We start from the raw sequence: 20,317 nt of genomic DNA, 5'->3' as shown, positions 1-20,317 counted from the left end.
GCGGCGGCGCCAACCGCTCGCGTGGCTCCCGTCCAGGTTTCAATCCGTGTCCTCTCAGAGCCTCGAGACGGTCATCCCACCGTCGATAGTCAAGATCTGACCCGTCGCATAGGGCAGGCCACCGCTCACCAGCACAGCCACCGCCGCTGCCACGTCCTCGGGCGTCCCGAAGCGCCGCTCCAATGTGAGCCCGTCCCGAATCAGCGCCTCATACCTCTCTGCAACCGGAGCAGTCATGTCCGTTTCGATGACCCCCGGCCGCACCTCGTAGACGTCGATCCCGTGCCCGGCCAGCCGGGTGGCCCACAGCAACGTCGTCATCGAGAGACCGGCCTTGCTGATGCAATACTCGCTTCGATTGGGCGAAACAACTGCTGCGCTGACCGAGGTGATGTTCACGATCCGCCCGCGGAACGATGGGTCCGAGTCGTGTTCTCCAATCATGTGTCTCGCCAGAGACTGGGTTAGCAGGAAGGGCCCCTTGAGGTTGACGGCGAGCACCGCATCCAGGTCGTCCTCTGTTACGTCGAGTAGGTCCTTGCGTCCCGGTGACGTGATCCCCGCATTGTTGACCAGCACATCGAGACGCCCGACGGCCTTCAGCGTCTCGGCAACCAGGTGGCTGCGCCCCTCCGCTCGCCCAACATCGGCAGCCACGTAGGTTATGTCGCCGAAGCGCGACAGGTCGTCGAGCGTTCCGGCGACGGATTCCGGGGAACGCAGACCGTTGATGACCACCCGGTAGCCGTCGGCGAGGAGCCTCCTGGCGATACCGAGCCCGATGCCGCGGGAGCCGCCGGTCACGAGGGCGCTACCGGGAGTCACGAGAGATCGTCGATCGGACCGAAGAAGGTGAGGTAGGGCCCACCGTCGATCAGTCGTTGCACGTACAGGGCTGCCTCCATGAGGTGATAGTCACCCCACAGCACCGACTCGCCGGACGGAACGTGTTTGTCGTCCGGATTGTGGTCCCAACCGTTCGGTCGGTGGTAGACGCCGTGGAGGAGCAAGCCTTCGTGCTGCGGATCGAGACTCAGGTAGCCGTCGGTCAGCAGGGTCCGCATGACCGTCAGACCTGCCTTCGTGTAACGGTTTCCCGAAGGATCTCCGGTGGCGGTGAGGTAGTTGCCGAGCCTCAGCAGACCCTGGGCGGCGATGGCCGCCGCCGAACTGTCTACCGGTTCGTGCGGGTTGTGCGGTTCGGCCGGGCGGTCGAGGTAGGCGCCCATCGCCGCAAGGCCGGGTGCTCCCGTGTCCCAGTAGGGCACACCGTCGATCGGGGTGTTCTCGATAAAGAAGTCGCAGGAAGCGGTGGCCGCCGCCAACATCATCGAACGCACTGCCTTCCTCCCGCCGATCGGTTCCAGCTCCACGTCTGCGACGGTGTCGAGAAACTCGAGCAGCTCGGCGTATCCGGACATGACCCAGGCGAGGCCCCGAGTCCACGTGGTGAACGGCGAATATCCCTGTTGGGTGCTTGGAGCCCGATAGTTCCCGTCGTTCACATTGAACAGCGTCTCGTGGGCCACCCTTCCCCGTATGTCGAAAGCATCGCGCCCTTCACCGTAGAACACGTTGTATCTGGCCGTGGTGGCCGCATGTTGGATCCCGCGCTCGAGAAGCGAGATGGACTCGTCGTTCTCCCCCAGCAAACGGTGCCCCAGGCGGTGGGCCAGGACGAGTGAACGAACCGAGCGGATCGTGTCGCAGAACAGGGAGTGGGGACCGTTGAACGAATGAACGAAGCCGCCGCCGTCGGCAGTGCTGGTCCAGCGCATTGCCTGCACCGCTCCGCTCACTCGCAGCGAACCTTCATAAAACGCCAGCTCCCAGGCGTCGAAGGGAGTCCGACTCTCGAGCATCAGCCTCCTGAGGTTCCCGTAGGTGCTGACGTTGTTGAAGCCGTGGTCGTGGACACCCGCATGAGTCAGATGCGGGGTCATTCGATCGCGTGTGAGATGCCGGCCGAGATCGAGAGCCTCTTCGTCGCCGGTAGCGTCGAACTGCAGGATCGTTTGACCGTATAGAAACCCCTGGGTCCACTCGGTCCAACCTCGAGCGGTGTAACGACCCTCGACGGTGTACACCGGCGTTGCCTGGTCGGGTGAATCCCGGCGGGACAGCCGTTTGACCTTGGGACCCGCCAGATCCCACAGTCTCTCGAGATCCGGGCCGACCGACGCCGGTTCTATGGCGGTGTCAATCTCTATCAATGCGCACTCCGAATCTCAACGGCCACCCGCTCCTGGTGGGAAGCTAGCACTCCGGCTGGGGGCGATTGGCAGGCAAGCACGTCGATCAGGAAGTCCCGGCTCGCTTGGATCTCTTGGCGGCTGCGATGACGACCCGGGCTTCGCTCTTCTTGTAATGATCGTCGAGCGGATAACACCCCGACGCCAACCCGATGCGAGGTCCGGTTGTACAGTCGCTGAAGGTCCGGCAAATGAGCTTTGATTCCAGTTCGCGCCCGGCAAGCACGTCGGCGGGGAGACGCGGGTAGCTGAGAGCCATCCTTCCCAACCCCACCAACCCGACTCCTCCGGTTCGCACCCGGTATTGCGCCGCATGGGGGAGCAGCTCCTGCAGGTAGCTGTATCCGCTGCCCACCATCACCAGATCAGGGTGAGCACCGGCCAACGCCGCGGTCGTCTCGAGGTGATAGGCGACCTCGGCGAGCGGCTCACGGGGTGGGAGGTAGCCGTCAAGCGCCGGGTGGTAGGCAGGTCTGATGACGTGCGGGTTGTAATAGGGGCTACCGATCGTGACGCACACCATCGCCACCCCCAACCGGGCGCAGAGGTCGAGGAACTCGTGGGTCTCGCCGAGCGGATTCCCGTCGTCGCCGGGACCGAAGACGAATCCGGGCTCATCGAGCGGCTGCGGGAATCCGATTCCATCGGGACCCTCGACGTAGGGCCCCGGGTCGACTGCGCTCAGCCTGACCGCGATCGTCAGGTTCGGACGTTGGGACTTCAGCTGTTCCACGACGGAACGCAAGACCCTGGTGCGCCCTTCGAACGATCCTCCGTATCGACCGGGCCTGGTTCTGGCGCTGAGCAGCTCGTGGAGCAGGTACCCGTGGCAATGCTTGATGTCCACGAAGTCGAAGCCGGCATCCGCGGCGAGTATCCCGGCCCGAACGTAGGCGCCGACCAACTCATCCAACTCGTCATCGCTGAGGACGGAGGCATCGGTAACGGGCACCCGTCCGTCCAGTTGGGTCTGCCGGTAGGCGATACGCGGAAGCGGCTCGCCCAACGGGCGAGACCATCGACCGCTATGGGTCAGCTGCAGGCCGGTGACGAGGTCCGCTCCGTCGAAGTCCCGGGCCCGTGCGGCGGCCATCCGGCTGCGCAATTCGCCCAGGGATTCGGCCGTTCTCTCGTTGATCATCAGCTGGTTCGGGTTCGCCCGGCCCTCGGGGGCGACCGAAGTAGCTTCACCCCACACCAGGCCCGCCCCGGAGGCGCCGAAGCGCAGCCAGCGGCGCTCGAGATCGGGGGTCGGCATCCCGTCGCTCGTGCCGTCCCAACCCTCCATCGGGAGGATGGCGAACCGGTTGTCGGCCCGCAGCCGCGGCCCGATGGCGATGGGTTCTGCCAGAGGGCCTTCCGGGGCCGGCTCCAGCGCGGTATCGAGCGGAAGATCGATTGCCTGCGCGGCGAGATACTCACTCATTGCCTCAGGAGTACCGATCTGTTTCACCTGAGTGAACCGTCTCCGCGAGGCCGCCATTTCACTTCGCTTTCTTGAGGAGCCTTCTCAACCCGGCCGGATGCAACCGCTGGGAGAGTGAATTCTGCCCGCCACCGTCGACCGGCGGTCGAGAATCCGGATCCCATGTTCGTTTCTTTGCAATCGTTTGTCCACGGCGATCGTAGGGGGGCATCCTGGGCGGGTCAATCGTTTGCATTTGCCGTGGTCGGTCCGTACGCTGGCCGACAGTCATGCCCGGCTTATCTGGAGGTAGCGTATGGTTCGACGCATGAGATTCCTGACCGTCTTGTTGGTGATGGCACTGGTGGTCACTGCCTGCGGAGGTAGCGACGACACGACGACCACGGCACCCACCGCCACAGAGACGACGGCCGCCGCTTCCGAAGACCCGATCGTCTTCGCTGCTTCACTGCCGCTCACCGGCGACTTCGCCATCCCGGGCAGCAAGCATGCCGACGGCTACAAGTACTGCGTTGAGGAAATCAACGCCCGCGGCGGTCTCCTCGGACGAGAGGTCGAGTTGCTCGTCGAGGACAACCGATCCGACCCAGAAGTTGCCGTCTCGCAGGTGCAGCGCCACATCGACGTCGTCAACGCCGATGCGTTGCTTGGAACTTTCTCCAGCTTGCTCACCTTCCCCGCTTCAACCGTCGCCAATCAGGCCAACATGGTCTACCCGATCCCGTCGGGCGGCGCCCTTCGGATCTGGGAGCGAGGGTTCGACAACATCTTCTACTTCCAGCAGAACGCCGCCGAGTTGATCGGCTTCTCGCCGATACAGATGATCGAGTACTACACCGACCAGGGCATCATCGATCCGAAGCCCACCACGGTTGCCATCGTTCACGCCGATGACTTCTTCGCAGACGCGATCGTCAAGGGCCTGGTCGGTGGTGAGGTCGCCATCCCCGATTCGGATATGGTCGTGCAGGTCGACGGCTACCTGGAGCCGGCCGGCATCGAGGCCGTGTTCGTTGAGCAGTGGCCTGTTCCGTTCACCGATTGGCTGACTCTGGCCAACTCGATGAAGAACAGCGGAGCGGACATGGTGTTCGCCGCTACTGCGTCGCCGGACGAAGCCATTTCGCTCGTCGATGCTCTCAAGACGGTGCAGTACAACCCGCAACTGGTCTGGATGTCCCAGGGCGCGCAGTCCGAGTTCATCGAGACTCTCGGCGATGCGGCCGAGGGCGTGACCATTCACGCCTCCTGGCACCCGCTCGCCAACTGGGAAGGGATCATCGGCGGAGAGACCTTCACCAACCAGGACTTCATCGACGGGTTCACCGCATCGTTCGGGCGAGCTCCGGACGAGGATGAGGCCATTCCGTTCGCGCTCTGCCAGGGCATCGAACAGGCCATCATCGGAGTCGGGTCGACCGACAACGTCGCCATGGCGGAATGGATGCACGCCCGAACGGCGAGCGATCCGGTCAAGACCGTTCTCGGCGACTTCGTGTGGGACGACCGGGGCCTGCCGCTCGACCGCTCACTGCTCATGGTGCAGTGGCAGGATGGCGAGCTCAAGTTCGTCTTCCCGGTGGGTGAGTTCGAGGGCACGGTGGATCTCAACTACCCGAAGCCCAACTTCTAAGCCGACGATTGACAAATGACAAAGGATGGGGCACCGGCCGGACCGGTGCCCCATCCCCCACTGATCGAAGAAGCCATGGGGACCCCTTTCTCGAGGATTCTGGAGGTTCACGCGTGAGCGCGTGCAAGCGCAAGGCGGATGTCGGAGGACCTTCGTGGGTGTGATGCTTCAAGCGCGAGGTCTGGACAAGAGCTTCGGAGGCATTCGAGCGGTCAACGACTGCAGCTTCGACATCGAGGAAGGCACTATCACCTCCCTCATCGGACCGAACGGTGCCGGCAAGACCACGACGTTCAACCTCATCAACAACGTCATAAGGGCCGATTCCGGATCGGTGAAGTTCGAAGGCACCAACATCACCCACAAGATGCCTCACAAGCTCACCCGGTTGGGCATAGGCCGAACGTTCCAGGTCACCAGGGCCCTGGATGACATGACGGTGCTCGAGAACATGGTCGTCGGGTCGACAACCGACAATCTGCGGGGAATCCTCGGCTCGCGGATGCTGGACTCCGAGATCGAACGAGCACTCGGCCTGCTCGAGTTCGTCGGGATTGAACAGTACGCATATTCGCGAGCGGAGTTGTTGTCGTACGGGCAGCGCAAGCTGCTCGAGTTCTCTGCAGTTCTCATGTCCAACCCGCGCCTCGTGATGCTGGACGAGCCGGCCGGAGGAGTCAACCCGGCGCTGCTGGAGAGAATGGTCGACCGGATCCGGCAACTGAACGGGCAGGGCCTGACTTTCTTCATAGTTGAGCACAACATGGATCTGGTCATGGATCTGAGCGACTCGGTGATCGTCATGGCCCATGGAGAGGTCCTGATCCATGGGACACCCGAAGAAGTACAGAATGACGGCCGGGTTCTCGACGCCTATCTGGGAATGGCCTGAGATGCCACCCATCCTCGAGATCACCAACGTCGATGCCGGCTACGGGGCCGGACCCAACATCCTTCAGGGTCTGTCGCTCAAAGTCGAAGAAGCGAAATCGTATTGCATCATCGGGCCGAACGGTGCGGGCAAATCAACCCTGCTCAAGGTGATTGCCGGCCTGTTGCCCCCGCGCTCGGGCGACGTCGTTTTTCGGGGTGAGTCGCTGGCAGGGCGGAGGCCTGATCAAGTCCTGGCGACCGGAGTCTGCTTCGTACCCCAGGATCAGGCGCTGTTTCCCGAGATGACTGTGCGGGAGAACCTGGTGATGGGCGCCTATCTGGTCAGGGATCGGACTCTCGTTCGACAGCGAATGGAGCGGGTCTTCAAGATGTTCCCGATTCTCGAGGAACGATCCGGCCAGGATGCCGGCAAGCTCTCGGGCGGGCAGCAGCAGATGCTGGCAATGGGACGGGCCCTCATGATCGAGCCCATCCTTCTGATGCTCGACGAACCTACCCTCGGGCTGGCACCGCAGGTGGTTGAGCAGATCTTTGCTCAAATCAGAGAGTTGGAGAGTCTGGGGATCACGGTGGTGATCGTCGAACAGAACGCCCAGCGGGGGCTGGAACTCGCCGATTGGGGCGTGGTACTAGACCTGGGCATCGTCCGCTTCGAAGGCCCGGCGGAAGGGATTCTCGAGGACCCCCGGATCCGGGAGCTATACCTCGGCAAAGCCGCAGGTGCGGGAGAAGCCAAATGACGCACATTCTTCAAGTTGCGATCCTCGGACTGCTGCTGGGCGGTGTATACGCGCTCATGGCGGCCGGTCTGACTCTCGCCTTCGGCGTCATGCGAATCGTCAACCTGGCCCACGCCGTGTTCATCATCGGCGCCGCCTACATATCATTCTTCGCCTGGGAGCAACTCGGCATCGATCCACTCGTTTCTATTCTGTTTGTCATACCTGCGATGTTCCTATTCGGCCTGGCGGTCTATCAGATCCTGTTCAGGAGAATCGAAGGAACGGCCAAATACACCGAAATGACGGTGCTGCTCACCTTTGGCATTGCACTCACCATCGAAGGCCTTCTCGGATTTGCCTTTACCGGCATCTATCGCAAAGCCACGCCGGCGTACGCCACCGATTCGTTGATAGTCGACGGGTCGTTCTTGCCGGAGGGCGACATCCTCTTCATCCCGAAGGGCCAGCTCTATGCATTGATGATGAGCATCTTCTTGCTGGTCGGCCTCTGGGCGTTCCTGCGCTACAGCCAGACGGGCTACGGCATACGCGCCACGATGCAGAACCGGGCCGCCGCACAGATCGTGGGTGTGAACGTGCGCCGGGTCTCGGCGATCTCATTTGGCTTGTCGGCCGCTCTCGGCGGAGGCTCGGGAGCCCTGATGAGCTACCTCTTCCCGTTCTTCCCGTTCCGCCACTGGCAATGGGTGGCGGTCCTGTTGGCACTGGTCGTGCTGGGTGGCATGGGGAGCATCAAGGGCGCCGTGATCGGAGCGTTGGCGCTCGGCGTCGCCAGTTCATTCGTGGTCGATCAGATCGGTGCCACCTGGGGTCCGATGACCTTCTATCTGGCGCTGTTCCTGATCCTGCTCATCAGGCCGCGAGGTTTGTTCGGCAAGGAGCTGGCAGTGTGATTGAAGACAGGGCCGCTGCAAGTCCCGACGACTCAACTCCGGAACCCGGGGGAGTTCAGCCACCTCCCGGTCCGGCTCGCTATCGCTGGTACGTGCTGGCGGGGCTTCTCATAGCCCTGTTGGCTTTGCCGTTGTTCCGCCCCTTGATCGGCTCCTACAGCTATGTCATGACACTCGGTGCCTTGGTCTTCATGTGGGTGACCATGGCATCGAGCTGGAACATACTCGGCGGGTTCGCCGGATACATTTCTCTGGGTCACAGCGTGTTCATGGGCGTGGGCGGCTACGTTGCCGGCGTTTTGCTCTACTACCACGACATCAGCCCGTTCCTGACGGCGGTGCTCGGAGGCTTGACTGCAGTGGCGCTCGGCTTCCTCGCCGGGTTCATCACCTTGCGCACCCGGGGACCGGCCTTCATCATCTCAACGATCGCGTTGTTGTTCATGTTCCTTCTCATGTTCGACAACATCGACTACCTGGGCGGAACGGCCGGCCTCCCGCTCCCCTCTCCGCCCTTCTCCCAGGACTGGCTGCGCACCCCGTTCTACTACGCGATGCTCCTGGCCGCGATGGGATCTGTGTGGTTGTCCTATCGGGTGGCGCACTCCAAGTTCGGCATGGGTCTGCGGGCGATCGCGGAGGACGAGGTCAAAGCCGAGGTCGCCGGGGTTCCCACCCGCAGCTACAAGATCTCCGCGTTCGCCATCAGCGCCTTTTGGGTAGGGGTCGTCGGGGCGATCTATGGATACTCGATCGCATTCGTGCGGCCGACCGTGTTCTTCACGGTGGCGATCTCCGCGCAGATGGTCTTGATGGCCATCATCGGAGGAAAGGGCACGATCGCCGGGCCCGTGGTCGGTGCCGTCCTCATCTACGCCATCAATGAGTTTTCACTCATCGTCTTCGGAGCCAGTGAGATAAACATCGTGATTCAAGGTGGCCTGCTGGTGGCCGTCCTGTTGTTCTTCCCGCTCGGCATTGTCGGAACACTTCGCAAGCGGAGCCGGCTACCGGCGTTTCTCGACTGGGATTGATGCTTCCGGCGCGTCCGTCGGCGCCGCGAGAAGTGCCGGCGTGCTCAACCGGTCAACGGATCACCCGCGCCCCGGATGCGCCGATGGCTCGTTCGACCTCGGCCAGGGTGACCATCGAGGTGTCTCCGGGGGTCGTCATTGCGAGAGCCCCGTGGGTGGCTCCGTAGTCGACCGCTTCCGCAGGAGACTTGCCGGCCAGGAACGCGTACGCCATGCCGGACGCGAACCCGTCTCCTCCGCCGACTCGATCGTAAATCTCCAGGTTCTCGCGTTTCCGCGCGACGTGAAGCTCTCCCCCGGCGTACAGAACCGCAGACCAGTCGTTCAGGGTGGCGGTCCCGGCATTTCGCAGCGTGGTGGCGACCACCTTGAAATTGGGGTACTCGTTGACCACCGACGCGATCATGCGACCGAAGGCAGTGGGGTCGAGCTTGGACAGTGCTCCGTCGACGCCATCCACCGCGAATCCCAGTGAGGCGGTGAAGTCCTCCTCGTTGCCGATCATTACGTCGACCATCGGAGCGATGGTTCGATTGACCTCGATAGCCCTGGCGCTTCCGCCGTGCGACTCCCACAATGAAGGCCGGTAGTTGAGATCGTACGAGACCACCGTCCCGTGTTGCTTGGCGGCGGTGATCGCCTCGATGACAACCTGGGGAGTAGAGGCAGACAGCGCCGCAAATATCCCCCCGGTGTGAAACCACCGCACCCCTTCCTCACCGAACAGCCGGTTCCAGTCGATGTCGCCCGGCTGCAGTTGTGAGGCGGCGGTGTGCCCGCGATCGGAGGTTCCCAGGGCTGGCCTGATCCCGAAACCCCTTTCGGTGAAGTTGAGACCAACTCGTGATGCACGGCCGAGCCCGTCGTAGGGCACCCACTTCAGGTGCGAGACATCCACTCCACCCGTGAGGATGAGATCCTCCACCAGGTGCCCGATCTCATTGTCCACGAGCGCGCTGACCAGAGCGGTGCGGAGGCCGAAGCACTTTCGCAAGGCGCGCGCCACGTTGTACTCCCCTCCCCCTTCCCAAACGTTGAACGAACGGGCGGTGCGTACCCTTCCCGGGCCGGGGTCGAATCGCAGCATCACCTCACCGAGTGCCGCGGCATCCCAGCGACATTCGTCTCGACCTTTCAAATCCAGTACCGGCATCGGTTCTCTCCTACTCCATTGGCCCACTGATTGCCCGATCCGATCTACCTGAGACTCGATATCGTTGCGATGACATCGGCCGTACGCTGTTCGAGGGTGCTCCAATCGCCTGCCTCAACGAGATCCTTGCCGACCAGCTTGGAGCCTATGCCGACACACGGCACCCCCGCATCGAACCAGGCGGCCAGCGACTCCTCGGTGACGTCTACACCGCCGGTGGGCATCAGGAGAGCCCATGGACAGGGAGCGAGGAAGGCTTTGACAAAGGCGGGTCCCCCGACCAACCCCCCTGGGAACACCTTCACGATTTCGCAGCCGAGTTCGTGCGCGAGAGTGATTTCGGTGGGCGAAGCGCACCCGGGTGAGTAGGCGACCTTCCGCCGGTTGCATACCTCCGCCACCCGCCGGTCGAGGATGGGGCCGACCACGAAGTTGGCTCCGAGGTTCATGTACATGCCGGCGGTGACGTCATCTACGACCGATCCAACGCCGAGCATGACCTGGGGATGCTGCTCGGCGCAGTGCCGCTCCAGCTCGGAGAACACCTCGAAGGCGTGATCGCCCCGATTCGTGAACTCGATAGTCCGGGCTCCACCGCGGCTCAATGCGTCGACGATCGAACGTGCAGTGTCGATGTCACCGTGGTGGAATACGGGTACCAGCCCAACCTCGATCATGGTGTTGAGCACCGTGAGCCTCGCGAACCTCGCCATCTCATCTCCAACCATCTTGATTGATGAATGCCCAGCAGGGCGGGACACGCTGACCTTAGCTAGGTGCGCCGGCTCAAATCCAGCATGGAGGCGTTCCCCTTCTTCCTCAGCTAGGCCGGCGGCGAGAGCGGTCCGGCGGTCAGCGCCGCGTGCAGGATCGGACCGGCGCCCGACACCCCGGTCCAGCGCTCGAACGCTATCTCGGCCTGAGCAACGAGCATTCCCAACCCGTTGGCCGCCGGCAGCCCGCGGGCCCGGGCCCGGCGAAGCAACTCAGATTCCGGAGGGTTGTAGACGAGATCGAACACCGCTGCTTCATCCCCCAGGGCGGCCACGTCGAAAGCAACCCCCGGTTCGATCATGCCTACCGTTGTCGCGTGCACTGCCAGATCCACGCCACCGAGTGCATCCTCGAACTCGCCGCCGAGACCAACGGCTCGGACCGCGTCCCCGTAGGCCGCCGCGAGATCGTCGGCTCGCGATGAGATGAGATCGCATATGACAACCGAGTCGATGCCCCCCTCCACCAGCGCATGGACCACTGCCCTGGCCGCGCCGCCGGCACCGGCCACTGCCGCCCGGAGACCGGAGAACCGGATGTCGAAGGCCGACTCGGCCGCTTGCCGAAAACCGGGTGCGTCGGTGTTGAACCCGACCAGGGTGCCGTCGTCTCGACGGAGGACGCTATTCACGGCGCCGATCTGCCGGGCGCCTTCCTCGACCGTGTCGAGGTGCTCCATTATCAAACGTTTGTAGGGGGCGGTGACCTGGAATCCCAACCAGGCCTCGCCGCGTGCCTCTTCGACGAAGCCCGGGACTTCATCGGGCTCTATTTCGCGCAGCTCATAGCTCGCATCGATTGAATAGTGCCGGAACGCCGCGTTGTGCATGACCTCGGAATGGCGCCGTTTGAGGGGATGTCCGATCAAAGCAACCGACCGTGTCACGCGATCACTCCTCATCGGTTCCTGAACTCGGCCGGCCGCTTCTCGATGAACGCCGCCGCACCTTCCAGCATATCCTCGGAGGAGAAGACCCTCTCGCTGGCTGCGAGTTCCATCACCTGACCTTCTTTGAGTGATAGATCGAGCGCGATGTCGATGGCTGCCTTGGCTTCGCGGACCGCCACCGGACCGCGGGAAGCCAGCGTCTCGGCGAGTTCTCTCGCGCCGGCTTCGGCTTGACCTCCCGGCACCACCCGATTGACCAACCCGAATCCGAGCGCGGTGTCGGCATCGATGATCTCCCCGAGCAAGATCAGCTCCTTGGCGCGCGCCGATCCGATGAGTCGCGGCAACCGCTGGGTCCCTCCCGAGCCCGGCATCACCCCGAGCCGGACCTCGGGCATGCCGAGAAGCGCCGTTCTGGAGGCCACCCGCAGATCACAACACAGGGCCAGCTCGAGTCCGCCACCGAGCGCATTGCCTTCGATGGCTGCGACCGTCGGCACCGGCAGATCTGCGAGCTGGTTGTACACGGCATTCTCCTCAATCAACTTCCCTTCGCCGACACGACCCCGGAGCGATGTGAACTCCTTCACGTCGGAACCGGCCGAAAAGGCTCGATCGCCGGAGCCGGCCAACACAACGGCCCGGACTTCGTCGAGTCCCGCGATGCGGCGCAGAGCGTCACCGAGTGCCGCAGTCACCTCCTTTGAAATGAGGTTGAGCGGCGGGTTGTTCAACCGGATGGTGACAATCACCCCCGGTTCGACGACGATCAGATCTTCGGTCACTGGTCTTCCCCGGTGAGGCGCTGAAGCAGACCCATCGTACCGGCGCTGAATACCGCCGGATCGATGTGCCTCAGGTCCGGCGAGACTGCCGGGCGGAAACCCATGTGGGCAATTACATCCGACTCCGGATCGAGGCCCTCTGCTATCTCTATCAGTGTGACCGTGCCGTCCAATAGAGCGAAGACCGCCCGTTCTGTGATGTAACGGACCTCTTGACCGCGTTCGGCAGAGGCCGGACCGCTGAAGGTGATCTCTCGAACCCGATCGACGAACCGCCTGGTGTTGCCTTCGGCCGCAATCTCGATCCTCCCGTCCTCCACCACCGCCTCCAGCCCACCGGTCGTGAGTGTCCCAACGAAGCACACCTTGCGGGCGCCTTGGCTGATGTTGGGAAAACCGCCGGGTCCGCGCAGCCGATCGCCGAAGGCGTGCACGTTGACGTTCCCGGCGGCGTCGACCTCCGCGAACGAAAGGCTGGCGATGTCGATTCCACCACCGTCGTAGAAGTCGAACATATACGGCTGGTCGATCAATGCTTGATAGTTGAGTCCGGCCCCACCGTCGTTCCCGGCTGCCGGTACACCACCGAAGACCCCCTGTTCGACGGTCAACACCAGCAAGTGGGCGACCTCCTCTTCTTGCGCGATTGCGCCGATGTTCTGGCTGATTCCGAACCCGAGGTTCGCCACCTGACCCCTGCCGAACTCGAGCAGCGATCGCCGGGCGATGACCTTGCGCACGTCGAGGGGTAGCGGCGGTCGGCCGGAAACCTGATCCCGGCGGGCGGCCCCTGCAAAGAACGGGGAGTAACCGGTGAGATAGGTCTGCTGTTGATCCGGATCGAGGAAGGCGTAGTCGATCAGCGCGCCGGGAACCTGCACGCGCCGAGGGACAAGGGCCCCTCGCGGCACCATCTCCTGCGCTTGGGCGATGACGATGCCGCGCGAGTTGTGGGCTGCCATCGCCATGGGAAGCATCTCTCCGTTGATCGCTTCCTTGTCGAGGGTGAGATTCCCATCCTCGTCGATAGTGGATCCCCTTATGACGGCGACATCAATCGGAAACGAGCGGAAGAGGAGCCACTCCTCTCCTGCGAGCTCGACGACTTCGACAAGATCTTCTCGAGCCGAACCCTGTTTGCCCCCGGTCTGGCGCGGGTCGACGTAGGTGTTTAACCCGATCTTGGTGACGAGGCCGGGTCGCCCGGCGGCAATGTCACGGCAAAGCTGCGATAGGACGCCTTGCGGGAACGAGTACGCCTCTATTGCCCCTGCGGCCACCAGCGCGGCGAGCCGGGGTTCGTTGCCGATATTCGATCCGATGGTGCGGCGCATGAGGCCCGGTATGGCGAGCTGCGAGAATCCGCGCTCGGCGAAATCACCGATCCCGACCACCCTGACGGTGGTGAGGTCCCTCGGCCGGCCCTCGGCGAGGTAGACGGTCTCCAGAGCATCGATGAACCGTTGTGGAACTGCGTGTCCCGCTCCCGAACCGCCGACGATCACCGTTGCACCGTCGGGAATGAGCCGGGCGGCTTCCTCAGCAGTTACGAGCTTCAAGTCGCCGTCCGGATCACTGCATGAACCCGCCGCCGTTGGGGTTCAGAGCCTGCCCGTGAAAGGTTGCGGCGGCGTCGGAGAGCAGAAACATCACAGCGGCTGCCACATCTTCGGGCTCCGGAAACCGTCGCGAGGGAAGCTCGGCGAGGCGGCGACGCCCGGACTCGGTATCGACCAGAGCGCGGGTCATGTCGGTGACGGTGAACCCGGGGGCGACGGCATTGACCCTGATGCCCTGGGGGCCGAACTCCCTGGCCATCGATTTGGTCAGACCCAGGAGGCCGGCCTTGGCTGCCGAGTAATGGGCGAGTTCCGGCCAGCCGATCTGACCGAGCCGCGAGGAGATCATGACGATCGAACCGCTCCCGCGTCGCACCATGCCCGGCAGTGCGGCACGGGAACAGTAGAAAGGGCCGAACAGGTTGGTCCGCAGCACGGAGTCCCACTCCCCGTCGTCCATTTCGAGGAGAGGGCTCGAAGGCATGACGCCGGCGTTGTTGACGAGTCCGTCGATCCTCCCGAACGAGTCCTCGACTTCGGCGATCATCCGTTTCGACTCGGATGGGTCTGAGACATCGGCCTGGAAGGCGACCGCTTGGCGCCCTGAGTCCCGGATACGTTCCACCACCTCGGCGGCCGCCTCGGACCGCTCTCGATAGCCGATCGCAACGTCTGCGCCGGCATCGGCGGCCGCACGGGCAATGGCGGCGCCGATACCGCGACTGCTGCCTGTGACCAGCACGACCTTGCCGGTCAGACTGTGAATTCCAGACGGATGGTTGCCGGTTTGCTCGCTCACGCCTGCTGGATTGTACAAGATCGCTTCTCCGGTCTCGACGCCGGCCGGCACCCGATTACCGGTGTCTGCACAACCGGGCGGCATCCCCGCACGTCGCAGGGTCGTCTCACTCCGGTGAGGGCAGCTGAGGTCTCCCACCGGTTTCGACCTCGGCTCCGGCATCGATCTTCAGGGGGTCGAATCCGTCGTCGAACACCTCCATCAGCTCGGCCGGATTGCGGTTGACCAGCAGGCGAAAGACGTCCGGCCGGTTGTAGTGACCCGCCAGATCATGCCGCAGTTTCATCTTGACGCTGATCTCGAAGTCCAGGTCTGCGTAGATGATCCCCTCCACATCACCCTCGAGTGGTCCGGCCAGGATCCGCATGTCGGGCGCAACGATGACCGACCCGCCGGCAACCTCCGGCCGGCGAAGGAAGTCGAGGTCCTCGGTGCGATCCGACAGCATCGACCGCATCCGATCGTCGACGACCCCGGCAGCACTCAACACGAATGCCTTGGACATCTGGGCGAACGATCTGGCCATGGTCAGGGCGATGTCGGCCATCGGAATGCTGATCTTGGGGAAGTGATTGGGCCACGCCATGACATGTACCCGGGTGTTCTCGGCGGTCAGCGCAAAGATGGCCAGCGGATTCGAGTTCTCACCGCACATCAACCCGCTGATCGGTCCGAAGTCCGTCATGAATGAGCCGAACGTGTTCGGCCCGCCCGGTCTGTGTACGAGACGCTCGCCGACGGTAGGAACCAGTTTCTGGTGCTTCCCGAGAACCGAACCATCCGGTCCGATGAAGAGCTGAGTGTTGTACATGGTCCCGAAGGTCCCCGGGGTCTTCTCGCACATGCCCATCACGACGTAGGCGCCGGCCTCGGCGGCGGCCGCGCAAAGAGCGTCGGTCTCGCGGCCCGGGATCTCGACCGAGTTGTTGAACAGTTCGACACTGAGCCTCGTGGCATGGGCATCCGTGCCTGAATGAAAGTGAAACCAGAGCGGGTGTGCCGGGATGAACCCCTCGGGAAACGCAATGATGCGCGCACCGTTCGAACCCGCTTCCCGGATGAGGGCGCACGCCTTCTCGGTCGTTGCCGCCCGGTCCAGGAATACCGGGGCGGCTTGAACAGCCGCGGCGCGGACAATCGGGTTCTCATCGCCCATGACACGATCCCTCTCTACGGTCGGCCGGAGCCTACAACAGGGTCTTGGGGAATCGGGCTACGTCGAAATCCTGGACGTCGAGGCCCGCTCAACGAGAGCGGGCGTGAGCCGCACGGACTGGCCTCCGACATCGCGATGGGCCATCAGCTCCAGTGCCAGTTCGGCAGCCCGCACGCCGATCATGTAATGCGGAATATGGATGGTGGTGAGCGGCGGGTTCAGCTTGTCTGAGAAGGGCATGTCGTTGTATCCGATCACAGAGACATCGTCGGGTACCCGCATGCCCCGCTCTCTCAGAACGTTGTAGCAACCAATCGCTATCAGGTCGTTGGCGGCCACAATCGCCGTGAAATCAACCCCTCGTTCGATCAGTTCGGTGGTAGCGACCGCCCCGGGGGCTTCGTGAAACCATTCGGAGAACACAATCAAACGGGGATCCGCTTCCAGACCTTCGCTCTGCATCCAGCTGATGAAACTCTGGTAGCGCGCCAGCCCGGTTGAGAGGTCCTGAGGGCCGCCCACGTGGGCGATCTTCCGATGGCCGCGCGAAGCCAGATGCCGGACCGCCAATCCGATCCCGGCGTGATCATCACCCGACACGGACGGCAACCGGGCGTTGTCGCTCGAGCGGTTGACGAGCACCACCGGCAAACCGCTCTCTCCCAACTCGGCAAGGTGCGAGGCCGACCGGCGGGCACTCGCCACGATCAGCGCGTCTACCCGCCTGTTGAGCATCGCACTGAGGATCGTGGCTTCCTTGTCTATGTCGTTGTCGGTGTTTCCCAGAACGACGGTGTAGTCGGCTGCGCCGAGCGTGTCCTCCACGCCCCTGACTATCGGAGGGAACAAGGGGTTGGTCAGATCGGGCAGGAGCATACCGACTGTGAAGGTCTGGTTGGTCTTGAGGCCTCGTGCGAGGGTGTTGGGCCGATATCCCAGCACACGTGCTGCTTCCAGCACCCGGACGACCGTCCGATCATTGACCAGTGTCCGGGACTGCGCATTGAGAGCACGCGAAGCGGTGGAAGGATGAACCCCGGCCTTATCCGCCACATCGCGCAACGTCACAGTGCGAACACCACCCATGCAAACCATTGTAGCCGTTGCGCCCCCTGAAACAGACAAGATTTGACTGCCTCTCGACTCCACACCTCCCCCCTTCCCGGCTACCTTTGTGCCAAACGATTGTTGAAGATCCGGCGAGCTCGGCCCCAAACCCCGGGAAGGGCGCGGATCACACCCGGGCAGCGTTGGATGACTGCGACCGCCGGATCAACTGGGGCACATCGGACAGCGGACGACCACCACTCTGGAGGTGTTGAACATGAGCATGGCGTTGGAAACGTTGGATCTCTCCATGGAACAGCGACTCATGCAGCAGACGAGTCGCGAGTACGTCGACCGGATAGTGATTCCGTTCATCCGTGCCAACCGGGAGCGCGAATGGCTCTTCGAGCCGGAGGCGCGACTCCCGAAGGAGATCCTCGAAGAGGCCGACGCGGCCGGGCTCCGCTCCCTCGGCGTTCCGTCGAAGTACGGGGGTGTGGATCTCGAACCCGGGACCGAAGCGCAGACATTCGCGCTCATCGCCACGGAAATCGGGCGAGGAGATGCCGGGCTCGCCGACAAGCTGGCTCAGAACTGGAAGGTTTCGGTTCTGTTGCGGAACGTGGCTCCCGAACACCTCCAGGACGAGTGGTTCCCGCGCTACATGGACGATCCCGCTTTTCTCATGGCTCACTGCCTGACGGAACCCAAGGGCGCATCCGACCGCTGGCTGCCGTACAACGTGCCGGAAGCCAACATGGACACGCGGGCGACGCTCGAAGACGGGTTCTGGACCATCAACGGCCGCAAGCACTACATCAGCAATGGGTACGACGCATCGCTGTACGTCGTGTACGCAAACACGAATCCGGCCGTCGGCATGCAGCAAGGGACCAGCAGCTTTCTAGTGCCGCGCGACACCCCGGGGTTGACCGTGACCCGCTGCAACGAGACGATCGGCGGCCGTTACATGAACAACGGCGAGATCGTTTTCGAGGATTGCCGGGTGCCGGAGGATCACCTGCTGGTCCGCGACGACGCTCTCGGCAAGGCCGGCGTGTATTTCCGACCGGGCAAGATCCTGCAAGCTGCCAAGAACCTCGGCACAGGCGTTGCCGCCTTCGAGGACACCGCTGCCTTCGTCCAGCAGCACGTCCAGGGAGGGAAGATCCTCATCAAGCATCAGGCAGTTGCCGTCCGGCTCGCCCAGATGGCGATCAAGCTCGACGCCGTCAAAGCCTTGCTCCGGCATGCGGCGCGGGCGGTCGACCTGGGTACCGCGGACGCCGACCGACTCTGCAATGAAGTGAAGGTGTTTGCCTCGGAAGAGGTGTTCGAAGTCTGCAAACAGGCGCTCGAGATCCACGGAGGTCACGGCGCGATGATCGAACTCGGAATCGAGAAATACTTCCGTGATGCGGCGGTTTTCCTGCACATGGACGCCACCGTCGATGTCTCAGCCTTCAAGATCATCAAGATGATGTTTCCTGAGACGGCAGGGGCCTATGCAGGCCCTGAATGAGACCGGGACGGCCCGGGATCGCAGGACGGCTAATCCAGTCTGATATGTAGTGCTTTCACGCGGCTGAAGCTCCGCATTGCTTCAGTGAAGTCCTTCTTCCGACCGACACCGCTTTGCTTGTAGCCACCGAATGGCAGGCCGAGCTGGCCGCCGTTGACCGTGTTCACAGCTACCAGGCCTGCTTCGAGACGGGCGGCCACGCGATGGGCGCGACCCAGATCCTGCGTCCACACCCCGCTGGTCAGTCCGTAGTCCACGCCGTTGGCGATCTCGATGGCCTCGTCCTCGTCCACGAAGGGGACGACACAGACCACCGGCCCGAAAACCTCCTCTTGCATGATGTCGGCCTCCGGTGACATCCCCGTCAAGACTGTCGGCGCTATCCAGTTCCCCCCGGCGAACCGCTCGTCTGTGGGAAGGGCCGCCTGGGCGACGATTGTCGCCCCGTCGTCGACGGCTCGTTGGATGTCGCGGCCGATTCGTTCCTGCTGGCGCCGGCTGATCATCGGTCCCACCTCTGAGGTTTCGTCGAAACCCTCGCCGACCACTATCTTCTCGACTTCGGCGCTGAACTCGTCCAGGAATCGCTCATAGACCGCTTCCTGCACCAGGATTCGCTCGGTTCCCGAACATGCCTGCCCGCTGTTGAAGAAGGCGCTTCGGCGCATTCCCGTGACGGCCTTGCCGAAGTTGCTGTCGGAGAAGATGAGGGATGCGTTCTTGCCCCCCAGTTCCATCATGGTCGGCGTTATCCGTTCCGCCGCCACGGCCAGAATCTTGCTGCCGGTCATGCTGCTACCTGTGAAGGTTATGAAGTCCACATCTGGATGACGAACCAGCTCGACTCCGGGATCAACTCCGCCGGTGACCACGTTGAACACACCGGGCGGCAGGATCTCAGCCGCCAGCTGTGCAATACGCAGCGCTGAGAGAGGCGTTTCCGGTGCGGGCTTCATGACCATGGTGTTGCCGGTTGCCAATGCCACCGCGCAGAAATCCGCGATGTGCATCGGCGGCCAGTTCCAGGGGATCACCGCGGCAACGACGCCGAACGGCTCGAATACGAGCTTGCGAACCTCATCCCGAGTGTCGAGGACTGCCTGACCGTAGAACTTGTCGGCCGTCCCGGCGTAGAAGCGAAACGTCCGCTCCGCATTGATCACGTCCTTGGCCGCTTGGGACCGGGGCTTGCCGTTCTCCCAGGTTTCGAGGTCGATCAACTCTTCGCGGTGTACCTGGATGCTCTCCGCGATCTGATAGAGCATCTCACCCCGCTGCTCGGGCGGCGTCCAGCGCCAGGAGCGGTACGCCTCTTTTGCGGCAGCCACCGCGTCCGCCACGTCTTCCTTGCTCGCCGCAGGAGCCTCGCCCAGAACCTCACCCGTGGCCGGGTTGACAACCTCGATCGAAGGCGCCTTCCCAGGGACGAAGTTCCCGCCGATGAACAGCTTCCACTCGTCGTAGTCCCTGAAGGGGTGTTTGGGCATCGTGTTCTTCTCCTGGTCCGAATGATCGGCGACGTCGCTCAGCGAACGTTCATCCCGCATCGCGCTCAACACCGTCCGGCGGGGCAGAGACGAAACGTTCGACCGTTGACACCTCCGAGCGTCGGCAGCTCCCGACGGCTATCAGCAGCGGCAGCGGAACGTAGTCGAACGCTTTGCGGGACAGCTTACGCGAGACTCCGGGATTGCGATGAGCGGGAGGCCCGTACCGGTGATCCTCAGACCGAGCACCGGGCGAAACCGCTTCCATCAC

Annotated in this window: 18 protein-coding genes; 6 read left to right on the top strand and 12 right to left on the bottom strand. The window is 63.1% G+C overall.

Annotation, left to right across the window (positions count from 1 at the left end; all coding sequences use genetic code 11):
- Window positions 1-54: 54 nt before the first annotated feature.
- The 3 genes from VLT15_02565 to VLT15_02555 all read right to left on the bottom strand — a co-directional run bounded on the left by VLT15_02565 (window position 55) and on the right by VLT15_02555 (window position 3,678).
- Entirely contained in the window at window positions 55-825 is a 771-nt protein-coding gene (locus tag VLT15_02565; protein ID HSR44099.1) for a 3-ketoacyl-ACP reductase, read from the bottom strand.
- Window positions 822-2,210 carry a glycosyl hydrolase gene (locus VLT15_02560; protein HSR44098.1) on the bottom strand — a complete coding sequence of 463 codons (1,389 nt, stop codon included), beginning with the start codon at window positions 2,208-2,210 and terminating at the stop codon, window positions 822-824. The genes VLT15_02565 and VLT15_02560 overlap by 4 nt, the downstream gene beginning before the upstream one ends.
- 88 nt (window positions 2,211-2,298) lie before the next feature.
- Window positions 2,299-3,678: an NADH:flavin oxidoreductase gene (locus tag VLT15_02555; GenBank protein ID HSR44097.1), complete on the bottom strand. Its 1,380-nt coding sequence runs from the start codon at window positions 3,676-3,678 to the stop codon at window positions 2,299-2,301.
- A 307-nt stretch (window positions 3,679-3,985) separates the two neighbouring features.
- Here VLT15_02555 and VLT15_02550 point away from each other — a divergent pair, with 307 nt between their 5' ends.
- The 5 genes from VLT15_02550 to VLT15_02530 all read left to right on the top strand — a co-directional run bounded on the left by VLT15_02550 (window position 3,986) and on the right by VLT15_02530 (window position 8,875).
- The gene (locus tag VLT15_02550; GenBank protein ID HSR44096.1) at window positions 3,986-5,311 is read left to right on the top strand and encodes an amino acid ABC transporter substrate-binding protein; all 1,326 of its coding nucleotides are present in this window, start codon (window positions 3,986-3,988) and stop codon (window positions 5,309-5,311) included.
- Between the two features lie 163 nt (window positions 5,312-5,474).
- The gene (locus tag VLT15_02545; GenBank protein ID HSR44095.1) at window positions 5,475-6,203 is read left to right on the top strand and encodes an ABC transporter ATP-binding protein; all 729 of its coding nucleotides are present in this window, start codon (window positions 5,475-5,477) and stop codon (window positions 6,201-6,203) included.
- Window positions 6,163-6,945 carry an ABC transporter ATP-binding protein gene (locus tag VLT15_02540; GenBank protein ID HSR44094.1) on the top strand — a complete coding sequence of 261 codons (783 nt, stop codon included), beginning with the start codon at window positions 6,163-6,165 and terminating at the stop codon, window positions 6,943-6,945. The genes VLT15_02545 and VLT15_02540 overlap by 41 nt, the downstream gene beginning before the upstream one ends.
- Complete coding sequence (locus tag VLT15_02535; GenBank protein ID HSR44093.1) at window positions 6,942-7,841, top strand: branched-chain amino acid ABC transporter permease; 900 nt, start codon at window positions 6,942-6,944, stop codon at window positions 7,839-7,841. The genes VLT15_02540 and VLT15_02535 overlap by 4 nt, the downstream gene beginning before the upstream one ends.
- Window positions 7,838-8,875, top strand: coding sequence for a branched-chain amino acid ABC transporter permease (locus VLT15_02530; GenBank protein HSR44092.1), 1,038 nt, complete (start codon window positions 7,838-7,840; stop codon window positions 8,873-8,875). The genes VLT15_02535 and VLT15_02530 overlap by 4 nt, the downstream gene beginning before the upstream one ends.
- 52 nt (window positions 8,876-8,927) lie before the next feature.
- Here VLT15_02530 and VLT15_02525 read toward each other — a convergent pair whose 3' ends face one another.
- The 8 genes from VLT15_02525 to VLT15_02490 all read right to left on the bottom strand — a co-directional run bounded on the left by VLT15_02525 (window position 8,928) and on the right by VLT15_02490 (window position 17,076).
- Entirely contained in the window at window positions 8,928-10,028 is a 1,101-nt protein-coding gene (locus VLT15_02525) for a sugar kinase (GenBank protein ID HSR44091.1), read from the bottom strand.
- Window positions 10,029-10,072: 44 nt separating this feature from the next.
- A complete protein-coding gene (locus VLT15_02520) occupies window positions 10,073-10,741 on the bottom strand; it encodes a bifunctional 4-hydroxy-2-oxoglutarate aldolase/2-dehydro-3-deoxy-phosphogluconate aldolase (protein HSR44090.1) in 669 nt (222 codons plus the stop codon).
- 110 nt (window positions 10,742-10,851) lie between these two features.
- Window positions 10,852-11,688: a shikimate dehydrogenase gene (locus tag VLT15_02515; GenBank protein ID HSR44089.1), complete on the bottom strand. Its 837-nt coding sequence runs from the start codon at window positions 11,686-11,688 to the stop codon at window positions 10,852-10,854.
- A gap of 11 nt (window positions 11,689-11,699) precedes the next feature.
- On the bottom strand, window positions 11,700-12,476 hold the full coding sequence (locus VLT15_02510; protein HSR44088.1) for an enoyl-CoA hydratase-related protein: 777 nt from the start codon (window positions 12,474-12,476) through the stop codon (window positions 11,700-11,702).
- The gene (locus VLT15_02505) at window positions 12,473-14,035 is read right to left on the bottom strand and encodes a CoA-transferase (GenBank protein ID HSR44087.1); all 1,563 of its coding nucleotides are present in this window, start codon (window positions 14,033-14,035) and stop codon (window positions 12,473-12,475) included. Before VLT15_02505 ends, VLT15_02510 begins: the two co-directional genes overlap by 4 nt.
- A 13-nt stretch (window positions 14,036-14,048) precedes the next feature.
- Window positions 14,049-14,834: a 3-oxoacyl-ACP reductase family protein gene (locus VLT15_02500; GenBank protein HSR44086.1), complete on the bottom strand. Its 786-nt coding sequence runs from the start codon at window positions 14,832-14,834 to the stop codon at window positions 14,049-14,051.
- Window positions 14,835-14,940: 106 nt separating this feature from the next.
- A complete protein-coding gene (locus VLT15_02495; GenBank protein HSR44085.1) occupies window positions 14,941-15,990 on the bottom strand; it encodes a carbon-nitrogen hydrolase family protein in 1,050 nt (349 codons plus the stop codon).
- A gap of 57 nt (window positions 15,991-16,047) precedes the next feature.
- The gene (locus tag VLT15_02490; protein ID HSR44084.1) at window positions 16,048-17,076 is read right to left on the bottom strand and encodes a LacI family DNA-binding transcriptional regulator; all 1,029 of its coding nucleotides are present in this window, start codon (window positions 17,074-17,076) and stop codon (window positions 16,048-16,050) included.
- A gap of 238 nt (window positions 17,077-17,314) precedes the next feature.
- Between VLT15_02490 and VLT15_02485 the strand changes: the two genes are divergently transcribed.
- Window positions 17,315-18,559, top strand: a complete 1,245-nt coding sequence (locus VLT15_02485) for an acyl-CoA dehydrogenase family protein (GenBank protein HSR44083.1) — start codon at window positions 17,315-17,317, stop codon at window positions 18,557-18,559.
- A gap of 29 nt (window positions 18,560-18,588) precedes the next feature.
- On the opposite strand, the gene VLT15_02480 is transcribed toward VLT15_02485, so the two are convergent.
- Window positions 18,589-20,106, bottom strand: a complete 1,518-nt coding sequence (locus tag VLT15_02480) for an aldehyde dehydrogenase family protein (protein HSR44082.1) — start codon at window positions 20,104-20,106, stop codon at window positions 18,589-18,591.
- Window positions 20,107-20,317 lie beyond the last annotated feature (211 nt).

The sequence above is a fragment of the Acidimicrobiia bacterium genome (assembly GCA_035471805.1).
In the GTDB taxonomy this organism is placed as follows: Bacteria; Actinomycetota; Acidimicrobiia; order Spongiisociales; family JAHEDJ01; genus JAHEDJ01.
The sequence above is the reverse complement of the archived record's forward strand: the minus strand, read 5'-3'. Positions and strand labels throughout refer to the sequence as shown.

Coding starts and splice junctions, on each gene's coding strand:
- VLT15_02555 (HSR44097.1), bottom strand. CDS start 3,678: ATGAGTGAGTATCTCGCCGCGCAGGCAATCGATCTTCCGCTCGATACC.
- VLT15_02490 (HSR44084.1), bottom strand. CDS start 17,076: ATGGGTGGTGTTCGCACTGTGACGTTGCGCGATGTGGCGGATAAGGCC.
- VLT15_02495 (HSR44085.1), bottom strand. CDS start 15,990: ATGGGCGATGAGAACCCGATTGTCCGCGCCGCGGCTGTTCAAGCCGCC.
- VLT15_02480 (HSR44082.1), bottom strand. CDS start 20,106: ATGCGGGATGAACGTTCGCTGAGCGACGTCGCCGATCATTCGGACCAG.
- VLT15_02540 (HSR44094.1), top strand. CDS start 6,163: ATGACGGCCGGGTTCTCGACGCCTATCTGGGAATGGCCTGAGATGCCA.
- VLT15_02550 (HSR44096.1), top strand. CDS start 3,986: ATGAGATTCCTGACCGTCTTGTTGGTGATGGCACTGGTGGTCACTGCC.
- VLT15_02520 (HSR44090.1), bottom strand. CDS start 10,741: ATGGCGAGGTTCGCGAGGCTCACGGTGCTCAACACCATGATCGAGGTT.
- VLT15_02535 (HSR44093.1), top strand. CDS start 6,942: ATGACGCACATTCTTCAAGTTGCGATCCTCGGACTGCTGCTGGGCGGT.
- VLT15_02525 (HSR44091.1), bottom strand. CDS start 10,028: ATGCCGGTACTGGATTTGAAAGGTCGAGACGAATGTCGCTGGGATGCC.
- VLT15_02485 (HSR44083.1), top strand. CDS start 17,315: ATGAGCATGGCGTTGGAAACGTTGGATCTCTCCATGGAACAGCGACTC.
- VLT15_02545 (HSR44095.1), top strand. CDS start 5,475: ATGCTTCAAGCGCGAGGTCTGGACAAGAGCTTCGGAGGCATTCGAGCG.